The organism is Desulforhopalus sp. IMCC35007, assembly GCF_005116575.1.
In the GTDB taxonomy this organism is placed as follows: domain Bacteria; phylum Desulfobacterota; class Desulfobulbia; order Desulfobulbales; family Desulfocapsaceae; genus Desulforhopalus_A.
The window spans coordinates 60,012-75,152 of record NZ_SWCN01000013.1; the positions used below are offsets into that span (position 1 = coordinate 60,012).

At 45.1% G+C, this 15,141-nt stretch carries 12 protein-coding genes; 4 read left to right on the forward strand and 8 right to left on the reverse strand.

What is annotated here, in order from left to right:
• Complete coding sequence (locus FCL48_RS14455; RefSeq protein ID WP_136872999.1) at nt 1-903, reverse strand: hypothetical protein; 903 nt, start codon at nt 901-903, stop codon at nt 1-3.
• A gap of 158 nt (nt 904-1,061) precedes the next feature.
• On the opposite strand from FCL48_RS14455, the gene FCL48_RS14460 reads away from it, so the two are divergent.
• Entirely contained in the window at nt 1,062-2,414 is a 1,353-nt protein-coding gene (locus FCL48_RS14460; protein ID WP_136873000.1) for a DEAD/DEAH box helicase, read from the forward strand.
• Nucleotides 2,415-2,753: 339 nt separating this feature from the next.
• Nucleotides 2,754-4,553 carry a translational GTPase TypA gene (typA, locus tag FCL48_RS14465; RefSeq protein ID WP_136873001.1) on the forward strand — a complete coding sequence of 600 codons (1,800 nt, stop codon included), beginning with the start codon at nt 2,754-2,756 and terminating at the stop codon, nt 4,551-4,553.
• Nucleotides 4,554-4,947: 394 nt separating this feature from the next.
• Here typA and FCL48_RS14470 read toward each other — a convergent pair whose 3' ends face one another.
• The 6 genes from FCL48_RS14470 to FCL48_RS14495 form a co-directional block, all read right to left on the reverse strand.
• Nucleotides 4,948-5,373, reverse strand: a complete 426-nt coding sequence (locus FCL48_RS14470; protein ID WP_136873002.1) for an NUDIX hydrolase — start codon at nt 5,371-5,373, stop codon at nt 4,948-4,950.
• 6 nt (nt 5,374-5,379) lie between these two features.
• Nucleotides 5,380-6,003 (reverse strand): hypothetical protein, encoded by a 624-nt coding sequence (locus FCL48_RS14475; RefSeq protein ID WP_240744852.1) that lies wholly within the window; start codon nt 6,001-6,003, stop codon nt 5,380-5,382.
• Nucleotides 5,969-6,913 (reverse strand): ketopantoate reductase family protein, encoded by a 945-nt coding sequence (locus FCL48_RS14480; protein WP_169309232.1) that lies wholly within the window; start codon nt 6,911-6,913, stop codon nt 5,969-5,971. Before FCL48_RS14480 ends, FCL48_RS14475 begins: the two co-directional genes overlap by 35 nt.
• 10 nt (nt 6,914-6,923) lie before the next feature.
• On the reverse strand, nt 6,924-7,739 hold the full coding sequence (locus tag FCL48_RS14485) for a DNA-binding protein (RefSeq protein ID WP_136873004.1): 816 nt from the start codon (nt 7,737-7,739) through the stop codon (nt 6,924-6,926).
• A gap of 52 nt (nt 7,740-7,791) precedes the next feature.
• Nucleotides 7,792-8,313, reverse strand: coding sequence for a GDSL-type esterase/lipase family protein (locus tag FCL48_RS14490; RefSeq protein WP_136873005.1), 522 nt, complete (start codon nt 8,311-8,313; stop codon nt 7,792-7,794).
• Between the two features lie 258 nt (nt 8,314-8,571).
• The gene (locus FCL48_RS14495; RefSeq protein ID WP_240744853.1) at nt 8,572-10,602 is read right to left on the reverse strand and encodes a glycogen-debranching protein; all 2,031 of its coding nucleotides are present in this window, start codon (nt 10,600-10,602) and stop codon (nt 8,572-8,574) included.
• A gap of 184 nt (nt 10,603-10,786) precedes the next feature.
• Between FCL48_RS14495 and FCL48_RS14500 the strand changes: the two genes are divergently transcribed.
• Nucleotides 10,787-11,728: a DUF1566 domain-containing protein gene (locus tag FCL48_RS14500; RefSeq protein WP_136873006.1), complete on the forward strand. Its 942-nt coding sequence runs from the start codon at nt 10,787-10,789 to the stop codon at nt 11,726-11,728.
• 729 nt (nt 11,729-12,457) lie between these two features.
• Nucleotides 12,458-14,173, forward strand: a complete 1,716-nt coding sequence (locus FCL48_RS14505; protein ID WP_136873007.1) for a methyl-accepting chemotaxis protein — start codon at nt 12,458-12,460, stop codon at nt 14,171-14,173.
• A gap of 53 nt (nt 14,174-14,226) precedes the next feature.
• Here FCL48_RS14505 and FCL48_RS14510 read toward each other — a convergent pair whose 3' ends face one another.
• Nucleotides 14,227-15,048 (reverse strand): MBL fold metallo-hydrolase, encoded by an 822-nt coding sequence (locus FCL48_RS14510; protein WP_136873008.1) that lies wholly within the window; start codon nt 15,046-15,048, stop codon nt 14,227-14,229.
• Between the last annotated feature and the right edge of the window lie 93 nt (nt 15,049-15,141).

Sequence of the window (15,141 nt, forward strand, 5' to 3'; positions counted from 1 at the left end):
CTAACCTTGTTGAGATTTATGAGAATAAAATTTGCCTAAGATTAAGGACTGAATGACTAAAACGCAAGCCATAAAAAGGCCAATGATTGATGCGAGATCTCTGTGGTCTGTATGGCAGTGGAAGTCGTGGATTGCAATGGTGTGACTGTCCTGAAAAACCCCTGAAAAAGAAACTCTTCCTGATTGCGGCGGTAGATTTCCAGTCAGATCCAGACGTTCACCGCTGTATATCTGCACATCTTTTGTCCCGGCAAAGTAGTGTGCCCGATCAAGCATAATGGTTTTACCCGGTCTATTCTCGACATCTTTCATGGTGTGGATAAAATAGGTGTCTGCCTCTTCCAGCTGGTCGATAAAATAGAACGGAGTGATAAAATAGAGGAGAATGAGAAGGCCACCTATACCTCGTTTCGTCGTATTTACACTGAGTTCCATGCTGCTGCCGGCAGAGAGTTTTTTCCAGTTGTACATCAGGTAGATAAAGCCTAGAACTGTGAAAAAAGTAATCCCAAGGTATTCCGGCCAGAAAAGATCGAGATGAAAAAGATGCCAGTTGACAGGTGAAATGATGTTAACACCATTGCCCCACTTTATCTGTAAAGAATCAAGCAGCAGGTGTATCAGACTGTTGAGGGCAAGGATGGAAAATATCGTAACAGAATTCCGGGTCCAGAGGCTTAGGCCTGCTCCGAGGAGTAAACAGAGGAGAAGGCTGGCCTGGGGCGTGCAGTACAGACGTAGATCGTACGGATTGATGGCTGTGCAGGCGAGAAGCACTTTGAGTTCAATCCACGGGAGATCGGGAATGATACAGGCGATAATGACCCAGAGAAGCAGTTTTTTATCGAGGACGAAGCCGTTTAGTGGCGCCTGGATTCCTATGTGGCACAGTGTATTTGGCAAGGGAGTACAGAATTCTTATGGTGTATGTTGTTGTGGATTGTTGAATTGAGCAGTTGCCTGCATGGTCTGCGTGGCACCCTGTCTGAGAATAAAGCACTCAGGTGCGAATAGCATTAAGAATTTTACCATACTAAACTATTAGACTGAGATTGTCACCTATGCCTCCTATTTTGACCGTTAGTTCAGACTGCCTGCTTACGGGAATCGAATTTGCTCTTGAGCAGGAAATAAAAAAGCGCCTGACCATCGATAACCCGCAGTACTCCGCCGCCAAAAAATATGGACGCTGGATCGGTAAAAATTTAAAACCGCAGTTGAAATACTACGACCCTGTTCCTGGTGGACTGCGCTTTCCCCGGGGTTTTTCCAATCAGGCTGTACTCCTTTGTCGTGAATTTGCGGGGTGTGACCCGGAAATTGTTGATAAAAGAAGACTGCTTGAGCAACTCATCTTAAATTTTAGTGGAGACCTCAGACCCTATCAGGAAGAAGCAGTAAAGAAAGCGGAGCACAAATCTTTTGGAGTGATCGAGGCGGGTACGGGCAGCGGCAAGACCGTGATGGCCCTGGCGCTTCTCGCCAGGCGACGTCAACCTACCCTTGTTGTGGTGCATACCAAAGAACTGCTGTACCAGTGGCAGGAAAGGGTGGCACAGTTTCTCGGGATTGAAGCCGGACTTGTCGGGGATGGACATTTTGAACTCCGGGCTGTGACCATAGCCATTGTTAATTCTGCGAGAAAAAAAGTGGAAGATCTTTTTCCCCACTTTGGTCAGCTGATCGTAGATGAATGCCACCGTGTTCCTGCCAGCCTGTTCACCGATGTTGTTTCGGCTTTTGACTGCCATTATCTCCTCGGGCTATCCGCCACCGCTTTTCGTAGTGATGATGAAATGACCAAATTGATTTATTTTTTTATGGGGGACAGAATTCATAGGGTGGATCGCGACGAACTTATGTCAACCGGGGCAATTCTTGCCCCTGAGATTATACGCACTTCCACAGCCTTTAACTATGGCTACAGAGGCGATTATCAGGCTCTTATTAAAGCACTGGTCAGACACGAAGGCCGAAACCTGCAAATCATAAATGATATTGTGAAGGTCTCAAAAAAAATAGATTGCGGAACAATTCTGGTCGTTTCTGACAGAGTGAGCCACTGCGAGCTCTTTGTCGAACAGCTTCAGAAAAAAGGCCTACAGGCGGAACTGCTCTCAGGGCAGTTGTCCGCTGAGCATAGAAATGAGGTTGTAGAAAATGTTCTAAGTGGCAACGTTCAGGTTCTGGTGGCGACACTGCAGCTTATTTCCGAGGGCTTTGACTGTCCGGGATTATCGACTCTTTTTCTCACAACTCCAATCAGTTTTGAGGGCAGACTGCTTCAGGTTATCGGCCGGGTAATGCGGCCTGCTAAAAACAAACGGGCCAGGGTCTTTGATTATGTTGACGATAACATCCCAACCCTGCTCCGTTCCGCCAATGCAAGGGCTCTTGTGCTTTCTGATTTATAGGACAAGTAGGCACTGGGGCTGATCCGCAGGAGGTAAAGGTTGCGAGAGTAAGCCTGGTGAATAGGTCTAAACTCTCTGACGATTTTGTCTCAATACTCTTTTATTTTCTCGGAACATTAAGAAGATACTGGGGCAGATTATGTGCCGGTTGGCCAAATTGCCTTGCAAGCTTTACTTGCAGGTGAATTCAATCCATGTTAAACTATAAAGTTTTCTGAGGCAAATGTTGCAATAATGGCGGTATCGGGTCCGGCATCGCCTTCTTTTTATATAAAATTGCAGTTACTGAGTTTTTCTATTTACAGGAAAGCTTTTCTTAAGACATCACATAGGTAGAACATGGATCAGAGTAAAATTAGGAATGTGGCAATTATCGCCCACGTTGATCATGGAAAAACAACACTTGTAGATCAGCTTTTCAAAAATTCAGGTATGTTCCGTGACAACCAGGAAGTTTCCGAGAGGCTCATGGATTCCATGGACTTGGAAAAAGAGCGAGGCATTACCATTACCGCCAAAAATGGTTCCTATAAATACCGGGATTACTGGATCAATATTATCGACACCCCGGGCCATGCCGATTTTGGTGGCCAGGTGGAGCGTGTTCTGCGGATGGCCGATGGCGCATTGCTGCTCGTGGATGCACAGGAAGGACCAATGCCCCAGACCTATTTCGTTTTGAAAAAGGCGCTGGAGAATAACCTGCCCGTCATTGTTGTCATCAATAAAATCGACAAGCCTGCTGCACGCTGTGAATGGGTGGTGGATCAGGTGTTTGACCTTTTTGTCAAACTCAATGCTCCAGACCATATTCTTGATTTCCCCATTGTTTATGCTTCTGCAAAAAATGGTTTCTCTCTGCTCGACCCAGAGGACCCCGTTGTTGACGGTGGTACGATGGAACACATTTCGCAGATGATTGTCGATCACACCCCTGCACCTTCAGGTGATAAAGACAAGCCACTGCAGATGCAGGTCGGTACCATCGACTACTCTCCGTATCTTGGAAGACTTGGGATCGGCAAGGTTGTCAACGGCACCATGGAACTCAATCAGCCCATCGTGGTTGCCCGTCGTGACGGTTCTATCAAGCCTGTACGGATTTCTAAAATATTCCGCTTTGAATGTGATGAAAAGGTTGCTGTAGATTCAGCCGGAGTCGGCGAAATTGTAGCCGTTGCAGGTATGGATGATGTAACCGTCGGGGTGACGTTTACTGATTCAGAAAACCCAACCCCACTGCCGCTTATCACAATCGATCCACCGACTATCTCCATGAACTTTGTTCCTAATGACTCCCCCTTTGCGGGTAAGGAAGGGAAGTTTGTTACCTCCAGACACATTGGTGAGCGACTGCAAAAAGAGGTACTTTCTGACGTTGCCTTGCAGTATTCTGTGCTTGAAGATGCTGTAGGGTTCCGGGTGTCGGGTCGTGGAGAATTGCATCTTTCCATCCTCATTGAGAAAATGCGCCGCGAGGGTTATGAGTTTCAGGTAACCCGCCCTCAGGTTATCTTAAAAGAGGTGGATGGCAGGACCTTTGAGCCGTTTGAAAAACTCACTGTGGATGTTGACGAACAATATCAGGGTGCGGTTATTGAAAAGCTTGGAAAGCTCAAGGGACAGATGGAAGAAATGAGTAATTTTAATGGAATGGCCAGGATGGTCTTCTCTATTCCTACCCGGGGTCTGCTTGGCTACCGTTCACAGTTTATGACCGATACCAAGGGTATGGGGATGATGGCCTACGTGTTTGATGAGTATGCCCCCTATGCAGGAGAAATCAGCCACCGCGTGAATGGCGTTCTTGTGGTTAAAGAAAATTGTACCGCAGTGGCTTTTGCCTTATTTAATCTGCAGGAGCGGGGCAAACTGTTTGTTGGGCCTGGTGCTCCACTTTACCAGGGACAGATTGTCGGAGAGTGCAGTCGATCAAACGATCTGGTGGTAAATCCAGGTAAAGGTAAGAAGTTGACGAATATGAGAGCCTCCGGTTCCGATGAAGCGGTGATTCTGACGCCTTATACTGATATGTCACTGGAAGACTGTATCGCCTATATCAATGATGACGAACTGGTGGAAGTTACACCAGAATCTATCAGACTCAGGAAGAAACCGGGCCCAAAAATCAGGGGGTAATACTCCAATGAAAGAGATAGTGTTTGTGGTAATTGCAGGCCTTTTGGGTCTTGCCACTTTTGCCGCCATAGCCAGGAAATACGGAAGCGAATGTATGCCTTGACTCATGATATATGGATCCATAGGTATGGGTCTTTTTGGCTACTGGGTTTTACATAGAATATTTTAGTACCGTACTTCAGTGATTTGAAGCCTCTGCTTAGCTCTTGTTTTTTGCGGAAAATCACTCTGTTTTAAGGTACTTATTTTGTGATACTAAAAATTATCCGCTTTATCGGTTACAACACTGTTGAATTTGTGCACCAAACAACAAAGGCCCCGTTTACCTTAAAAGTAAACGGGGCCTTTGTTGTTTGTAGTTTCTCTGCTTAAAAGTATTGCATAAATGAGTTCATTACTTGTTCCTGGCCTTGAAATAATCAGAGAGAATTATCTTATGATCAAAAACAAGTTCCGGCAAATTGTCTTCGGAAAAGAGCTCAGCACGCAGGGCATCATCTGCAGCAACGGGCCGGGTGTTACCGGTTGCAATGAAGACTGTCGAGGCCGTATGCTGGCGTGGATCTCTTTTTGGGTCTGAATAGGTTCTAAATTGCAACAGGTTGGATACTTTGATGCCGGTTTCTTCTTCTGCTTCACGTATTGCTGCCGTCTCATAGGATTCCCCGTAATCGACAAAACCACCGGGGATAGCCCATCCGTGTGGTGGGTTTTTGCGTTCGATAAGTACTATTTTCCCTTCAACTTCTATAATGATATCTACAGTAGGGACAGGATTTCTGTAGACTTCGATGTTTTCATGGCAGTGCGGGCATTTCATGGCGGATTACCGAGGTATGTTTATGAGAAGAGCAATATCTTCCCATCCAGAAACAGAGGCAAGATTGTGTCGGCCCAGATTCCAGGGCTGATTGTAGACGATGGGATGAATATCTTCGTTTATGAGGGACTGGCAGGTTGCCACACGATCATCGACAAAATACTTTATTCTGTTGGCGTGAATGTGCCGTATCTTGTCATCGTGGTCTCCTGTAGCGACAATGTGAATGTTGACAAGGAGTGAACTGTCAAAATAGGTTTCAAGCCAGTCATGAACGGGCTGATCGATGGGTCTGGCAGTGATTATGGTAAGTTTTGAGGACCTGGCAAATGTACTCAGTGTCTCAATGGCACCTGGCATGGGTTGCAGGCCGGTGCCAAGAGAGTCCAACAGGATTTCAGTGAAGATTTTTTCAACCGTCTCTTTGGGTATACTAAGACATTCCTCAAGCTCAAAGTTGGTGATATCAGTTTTAGAAAAAGAGTTGTAACCATATTTTTCTACGGCAATTCGCACAAAGGTCTCGGCTGTATCGGCAATAACACCGTCAAAATCAAAACCGATCTCGGAAAGCGGAATGGAATTTTCCGTTAATTTAGCTATGGGCCTGTTGGGTGTATGTACGTTCAATGTCTTTTACCTGCTGCATGAGTCGTTTATTTTGAGGGGTATCAATGCCGAGTTTTTTGCCAAAAGCGACCACCGCACCGTTGATGGCGTCAATTTCAGTTTTTCTTTTTTTCCGCACATCCTGGAGCATGGACGAGACATTACCCGCTGTTTTTTGACATACTGAACGGGCCGCCTCAACAGGGTTGCCTATGATCTCAATCTTTTTCGCATTTGCCACCTTGATGGCCTCCTGGATTGCATTTTCCATGCGCTCGCTGGCGCCGGGCAGGGTGAGAAGTTCTCCGTTTTTGCAGTCAAGAGTCGCGGTGAGGGCATTGATCCCTACGTTGACAAAGAGTTTTCCCCAGAGTTTTGTCAGGATAGCAGAGGTAAGATGGCTCTCTATGCCGCCGCGCTCAAAGAGATCGTTGGTTGCCTGCAGCAGGGTGTTGAAGTGGCTGGCGGGTGTATTGAGAAATCCGAGAAATGTGGTCCCTCTTCCGGCATGCAGGACATGGCCGTGGCCAAGGATAGTGGCGCCCTCGGTGGTTGTACCGTAGGCGGCTGCCGCTCCGTGCAGGGCCGCCTCACATGCCAGGTGGCTGATGCCATTCTGCATAAAAATCAGCAGGGTCTGCTCAGATAAGAAGGGGGTGCAGAAATCAAGACAGCTTTTAATGTCGTAGGATTTTACGCATAAAAGCACTACATCGACAGGGCTCAGTTGGTTGGGATCGGATACTGCATTTACGGCAAAAGAACTTGCTGTCTTACCCTCCTGGTAGAGAACTCCCTTTGCCGTTATCTGTTTTGCCCGTTCACTGTTATAATCGAGGATGGTTAAAGTATCGGCATTGCCTAATCCCTTCGCCGCAGTGCATGCAAGCAGACACCCCAGTGCTCCCGGGCCAACGAGTACGTAATGCATGTATTCTCTTTTATTTGATGACAGTCGCTTCTTCGACGATGGCGTCATACTTATATCCCGCACCGAAATCCTTGTTCGCGGTAATGACTCCCTCAAAGGTTACAATGGTATCAGGTTCTATGGTCTCATGAGTGGTCACCACGAGGTCATGGGTGTTTTTCATGGGGTCGCCTGTGCCATCCTGAATGTGAATCCAGTTTTTTCCCATGATTGCCGGACTGACTTTCATTACTTTGCCCTGGACCTGTATTTTTTTCCCTGTGAGTTCGTTTGCCTGGTTAAAAAGTTCTGATACCGTGTAACTGTTAGCCCCTGTAGCCTTTTCAACCGAAATCTCGGCGAGAGGAACGATAGCTCCTGCACTGCCCCCCGAGGATTGGGCTTCATTTATGGTGGCGGTAGCCGGGGCTGATTTTTCGGCTTTTACCACCGAGGCAAAAGAGTCATCTTCCTTGGTCGCAACAGTCTCTGGTTCTACCTGTTTATCAGATGCCTGAGCTAAACCTGAACTGAAGATAATTGAGGGGAAGGTACGGTTTAAGGTTTTGGAGTTGAAATCTTTCATTTCCATACCCTGGTAGTACTGGATTTCTGCACCTTTTTCCACTGGAGTTTCTGGAATGGCAACCCAGCTGTCAATGCCCGCTGAGCTAACCAGCATGTAGGTGTATCCGGAGGCATTCATTGTTTCTTTAATCGTTCCCGAGATGGTATCACCGCCTGACTGGGCTGATAAGCCTGGCATGGCGATGCCCGATTGAGGAGAAAGGGAAAATAAAAAAGTGAAAATTGCGGAAAAAAAGACAGTTGCAAATCTTGAGTACATGATAGGGCCTCTGAGTATGAAAAAATGGTTATTTTACTTACGATTGAGGAACTTAGTCATCTTCAATAAGAAAGGCAATATGTTCAAGTAAAGAACGTGACCAAATTTCGTAGGTTTCATCGGTTACATGGACACCATCTTCCTGAAAGATTGGATCCGCTGAGTTCACCAGTCGGCTGTGAATATCGAGAAAACAGCAACCTGTCTGCATGGTCAGCGCCTCGATATGACAGTTGAGACTTGAGATGGTGTTGTAGGGGAGATGGGGGAGAAAAATGGGGAAAATAGAGGTGATAAGTATTTCTGCTGCAGGGTAGTTATGACAGAGCTTTACACAGATTTTTCGCAGAGTATGAATAAACTCGAAATTGCCGGTCAGAATATCATTCGTTCCTACCATGAGCATGATGAGGTCGGCCTGAGGCTGGTCCTGTTTCACCTGATCAAGGGATGCGTAGACATCCGAAGTCATGACTCCGGGAATACCGAGGTTGGTCACCTGGCAGGAGTTCAGCCGTCTCTGCCAGTTGTGGGATGCAACGAGTGAATCTCCGAGCAACAACACCTGAGTCATTTCCAGTACGTTCCTGTTGTATGATACATCTTATTAATCCTTCTGCCCTTTGCTGGCTTATACATAATAGAGGCTCAGTGCTTCAACACCTATAGTCTTAACCTACAGTTGCAGTCTATCTGTCTTCATGAGATAAAGCAAATCGACCCAGTGTTATCGTGGGGTAAAGATGAGCATTGTACACTAGCACAGGATACTTTTTCTACCAAAGGATTTATGGTTTTGAGGGTAAAATATCTGTAATATTAGTAGTTTTAGCTATTTTCCTTGAAGTACCACGCAGCTAAAGGGCTTCACTGGTATTTTTTTGTTTGGCAGAAGAGGCACTATCCTGGGTATTTCAAGAAAATCATTTGGAGATGGCTTAGATGTGTCTATAAGGGTGTACCAGTATTTTTGTTGGTTTTCCGTGACGGGCGGCAGGAACGAGAGTTGATCTGAACCATTGTTTACCATGATAAAAAATTCCACCGATCCGTCCCCGTCTTCCCCGTAAAGATGAAAGGCCAGTCCATGGCAGTCATCCAGCCAGTTTTGCACCCCAGGTTCAAGGTATTGCCAGCGAATTGATGTAGTATAGTGGACCCCGCTATTATCTGTATCGGGGAGGAAAAACCTTTCAAGGCGAAAAATTTTATAGCTTTGACGTAGTTTGATGCAATTTTTATAAAAACCGAAAAGCTCACGGTTTTTCTCAAGAAGAGACCAGTCAATCCAGCTTGTTTCATTGTCCTGGCACCAGGCATTGTTATTACCGTGTTGGGTTCGGCCAAACTCATCTCCTGCAAGGAGCATCGGGACACCTTGGGAGAGAAGGAGCAGAACGGCAAAGGTCTTTGTTTTACGGAGTCTGAGCCGGATGATATTGGGATCGTTTGTTGGACCTTCTTGCCCGCAATTCCAGCTGAGATTATGGTTGTCACCGTCCTTGTTACCCTCTCCATTGGGCAGGTTGTGTTTTTCATTGTAACTGACCAGGTCGTAAAGGGTGAAACCGTCATGACTGGTAACGAAATTAATTGAGCAGAGCGGACTTCTGCCGCTGGTTTCATAGAGGTCGGAACTGCCGGCAATCCGTGTGGCCAGATGGGACACTGTTTTTTCTTTTCCGAGCATAAACGCCCGCACATCATCTCTGAAACGACCGTTCCACTCGGCCCAGCGGGAATCTGTAGAGAAACTGCCTACCTGGTAAAGACCTGCAGCATCCCAGGCTTCGGCAATCATCTTTGTGTCACGAAGCACCGGATCTTCACCAATGATTTCAATCATTGGTGGGTTGGAGAGGACATTGCCCTGTTGATCGCGGCCAAGGATGGAGGCAAGGTCAAAGCGAAAGCCGTCAACATGCATTTCAGTCACCCAGTATTGCAGTGACTCTTTTATAAGATCACGAACAACCGGGTGGTTGCAGTTAAAGGTGTTGCCACAACCGGAAAAATTATGGTAAGCCCCGTCCTTTCCAAGCAGGTAATAAATGGAATTATCTATACCACGAAAGCTGCTCGTGGTGCCATCATAACCACCCTCCGCGGTGTGGTTGTAGACCATGTCAAGAAAGACCTCGATTCCAGCCCTGTGCAATTCTTTCACCATGGTTTTAAATTCTGTTACAGCAAGATCCGGGTCGTAGGCATAGCCGGATTTGATGGCAAAAAAGGAGACCGGGCTATAGCCCCAGTAATTCTGCAGAGGTTTACCTGTTTCTGGGTTAACGAAAATAACATCGTTTTCATCGAACTCGGTGATAGGCATGAGTTCCACGGCAGTAATGCCAAGCTTTTTCAGGTAGGGGATCTTTTCTATGAGACCGAGGTAGGTGCCCGGTGCTTTCACTCCGGAGTTCGGGTTGCGGGTAAAGCCTCTCAGGTGCAGTTCGTAAATAATGGTATCGGACAGTGGTATCTTTAATGGCCTGTCGTCCTGCCAGTCGAAATTGTCTTCTTCAATTTTACAACAGGTCCTGCTGCCATAGGTTGCCGTTTGCCCCCAACGTCGTGGGAGGAGTGACTGGGCATAAGGATCTACCAGGATGGTGTCGGTTGGTTTTGTCTTTTTACTGCTATGGCTTATCTGATAACCGTAAGTGAATGGTCGATTGTTGGTCTGTAGCAGGATATGCCACATGTCACCGGTACGATTTTCCTGCGGATCCAGTGGGATGTAAAGGTTTTTTGCCTTTGTTTGGTTTGGGGTCTGGTATTCAATAACCAGAGTCACAGCTGTTGCATTTCTTGCAAAGAGTGAGAAGTTAATACCTTCTTTCAGGGAAGTGGTACCTCTAGGCAAAGAGTAGCCTCTTTGAACATTTTTACGCTTTTGGTTGCTCATGTGAATGATAATAATTATTGTAACTACCACAATGTAGTTTTATCTGTTCCGGTGAAGTGTGCAGTATATTAAACCAAGAGATATAGTAAGGTATCACTGGGAAAAGTCAAAACAGACTTAATCTGAAGAAGCGGAGGTTTATATGGGAATGTTCCATAAAGTAACGGTTGGAGATCAAATTATCAGCCCGATTGACTGGGAAATGGATCCTGCTTTGGCATTTGGAACTTTCGAATCCTGGGGTGGACGTGAAAGAGTACGCAATAATGACGAGTGCGTTTATTACTTTTTTGTGGACAACTGGGGGGATGTTCCAAAGCTGTGCCTCATGGAAAGAGCTGTTAAACATGCTAGAATAATGGCCGAGATCAAGGCGCCCTTAGAAATCATTCAGGATTGTGTGAAGGGGCAGGGTACGTCCTCAATCTTTGAGAAGAGTTATGCAATAAATGACAAAATTAAACAATGGCTCATTGACAATGTCCTCGATAAAGGGGAATCAAAACTTGTGATACCGGAAGTTGTAGAAGAGCATGTCGAGGATATGGGAGCCCAGCTTCCTGATATGGGTTGTTCAAACTATAGTGGTGAGGTCGTTGCACTGCCATCTGACTCGGCAGTTATCAATGATGATGACATTGTCCCTCTTATTAAAAAATGGAATTTCTTTGATCGAGAGCTGAATCCTTCTGGGCGATTTGATAACGCCTTGGTCTCCACAGCAGATGATGAGGTTGTTGTTGATTTACGTACCAATCTGATGTGGCAGTCGGGTGGTATTGATATCGGATCAATTCGACATGTACACAGGCAGATCGTTGAGACAAACAAGAACCAGTTTGGTGGTCACGCGGACTGGAGACTGCCGACGATGGAAGAGGCTATGTCTCTTCTGGAACCATTGAAAAATGATAAGGGTGTTTATCTCAACCCCTGTTTCTCCAAAGAACAACCGTTTATCTTTGTCGATAATCAGAGGAAACCCGGTGGATACTGGTTTGTTGACTTTAAACAGGGCCGTGCATTCTGGTCATCAGGGACTATTCCGGGTGGTTTCGGACGTCTGGTGCGATCTGTTAAATAAATATAGGACTCGATGAAACTAAAGGGGTCCAAAAATTTTACTATTCTTTTAATAATATAGGGAAAGTCATTTTCTGTGGCTTTCCCTTGGAAGGGGAACTTTAAAGTTTGCCGATCAAGAAACATGTCGAAAAAATGACTTTTAGCTAATCAGCCATAGAGATTAGCGGGTCGTCAAATATCTGATTGCCGATTCCTTAATGCAATAATCCAATTTTCCCCCCGCCAGTTACATCAGAATAAATTTCAAATCCTACATCGTTTGCTTGTCTGCATTACTGTTTTCCGCTGAGAGTAAGCCAAATATTTGCTCTGCAAGATTACAGATCATATTCCGGTCAATATACTCAGGAGGGTAAAGTCATTATCTCTCTTCATGTTGATATTATCTTCAGTTATCTTGAATGTGCAGTTTCTTCATTTTCGAACAATTCCAATGAAATATCCGTTGTGTCTTCTCTTTGCTCTCTGAGTCAGATGTGAGGGGCATGATACGAATTCGAACCTTACCCAAATTTTACCTGCCTCAACCTTACGTTTGCAAAAGCCGGACTGATCTGTTTTATCTCGCTAAATCAGCATGTTGAGTGTTTGCAGGCATTGCCGAAACGTTTTTCACCTCCCATAGCCAGAGTTCGATGGTTATTAATGTCTTGACTTCATTAAGCTATTTCCTGATAATTCTATTTTTCATGAACAGATTAACACAATATAAAAAGGAATTTTGGGAATGTTTAACAATTTGACAATCAAGCTCAAGCTTTATGGAATCATAGCAGCGATGGTTATTTTTGCCGGATTATTCACTATATTTACCTTATATGAAGTAAATAAAATCAAAATAGATGTAACTGAGCAGCTGGGGAACACTGTGCTTGAAAACCAAAAACAGAGACTTCAGACTGCGACGCAGAGTATGGCGGAATCCCTTTCTGCAATCCTAAAACCTCTTGAAAATGAACAGCAAAAAATTGACGTTATACGGTCGTCAATCAAAGATATTCGATTTGAAGCAGATGATTCCGGTTATTATTTTGTTTATCAAGGAACAGTCAATCGTGTTCATCCTATCTCTGCAAATCTGGAGGGAAAAGATCTGGCAGATCTCAAAGATGAAAATGGTGTGTATCCTATAAGAGAGCTGAAAAAAGTTGCCGAGAATGGTGGAGGATTTACCTATTTCACCTGGAATAAACCTGGGATAGGGCAAATCCTGAAACTGGGTTATGCTACAATGATTTCCGGTACAGAATATTGGATAGGTACCGGTATTTATTTAGATAATATTGACACATACAAAGCCACGACAAGTGATTTCTTTACTGAAAAAATCAAACAATTGACACTGTGGATTTTGACAATTTCGGGAATCATATTGGTTCTAATGCTGATCTTTTCTGTTTCTATTATTCGTGGGATTTCAAATTCCATCAATTCTCTGGTACAGCTGCTCAAGTTATGCATGGACGGCGATTTTACCCAGCGGATCAGTAGTGACGTTAAAGACGAGCTGGGAGAAGTCTCTCGTTCCTTTGATCAGTTTATAGGAAAGCTCGAGTATGCCATGACTGATGTGTCCAACCAGACACACACGCTGGATGAGCTCTCCGTAAATTTGACGACTGTCTCCAGCCAAATGGCATCTGAATTCGAGAAAACTGTGGACCGTTCGAGTCAGGTGGCCTCAGCTGCGGAGGAAATGAGTAGCAATCAAAATACTGTTGCTGCCGCAATGGGACAAGCTTCAGTGAATGTCACCACTGTGGCCTCTGCTGTGGATGAAATGACAGCTACTATTAATGAGATAGCAGAAAACTCAAACAAGGCTATTGATATTACTTCTCAGGCGGTCGATCAATCTCAAACTGCTTCCCATAGGGTAGATGAGCTTGGTAAGGCTGCAAAAGAAATAAATAAGGTAACAGAAACGATTACTGAAATTTCTGAACAAATTAATCTTCTTGCCCTTAATGCTACCATAGAGGCGGCACGAGCCGGTGAGGCAGGCAAGGGCTTTGCCGTTGTAGCGAATGAGATTAAAGATCTTGCAAAGCAGACCGCTGAAGCTACTATGGATATCAAAACCAAAATTAATGGAATCCAGGAAGCAACCGGTATAACAGTTAGTGAAATAAACGGAATAAGTAATGTTATCAGCAAGGTAGATCAAATTGTGGCAACCATTGCAACAGCAGTGAAAGAACAAACTGCGACAACCAAAGAAATCGCAGAGAATGTTCATCAGGCTTCCACTGGTATCAGTGAGGTAAATGATAATGTTGCGCAAAGTTCAATCGTTTCTCAGGAGATAGCAAGTGATATAGCAAAAGTAAGCGAGAGCACTCGTGAGATGCAAACCGTAGGTGCAAATGTACATAAAAACGCATATCAACTTGAACAGATAGCAAAAACACTGAAACAATTAGTGGCTAGTATCAGAGTGTGAGGACAATGTAATTGTAGGGTTCTTCTTGATTGAATTAAATATCGAAAGAGAGTTCATTTTGTAATGCTTTGAAGGGAGTTGAGCGATGATCTGATCATATGGGCAAAGCAGGCATTCCCCATAGTGAAGAGTTTGACTGGCAGATCATTTTTTATCCGCAGCCTACATATAATCTCTTTTTCGTCCATTCCTTTGTTATGGAGTTCGAGAACCTGCTGGTTAAAACGTATGAGATAATCGAGTTTTCGTTGTATACGGGTACGACCATCTTCCATGCAGGGGCGGTGCGAACAGAACAGTTTGTCAAAATCTAACGCTGCGATTTTCCGCAAAGATTCTATCTGCTGTGTGATGTCTTCGTCAATCCTGAAGAACTGTATCTTTTCGCCGACATAAAGGTCCCCAGAAAAGAGCCAACCTTCTTTTTTTGCATGGAAAACCGTATGATCCTTGCTGTGACCCGGAGTGTGTAGAGCGGTAAGAGTGAGGTTTTCATTTTCTATTGCTGCGGGAAAGATCTCTGCCAGAAAGAGTGGGGCCTTGCCAAACAGAATGTGTTGATAGGGCAGGATATTAAATCCTTTGTAGAGTTTTGATATTCCGTATGGATGCAGATATGCCGATGTGCTGAATTGCTTTTTCAGTAGGGCAGCGTTGCCGCTATGGTCCTCATGGTGGTGGGTCAGGAGAATTGAAGTAATCCTGGTGCCGCCGAGCATTGCACTCACCTTGGTACGCAGGTGATGGGGGCCGGTGTCTATTAGAATGGAGCCTATCTGGTAAAGATAAACCGACTTTATTGGGGTTCCCAGTGGGGCAATACCGACCTCAAAGCCTTTTACAGGTCCAAAGTCATGCTGTTTTGCATAAATCATCGAGGGAGATCTCTTGTGTAGAGAGGTGGTCGCGGAAGCCGGAGTCTATACCTTAGGTAGCCCTGGTTTTGTTCTACCTTGGCTTGCGGGCTA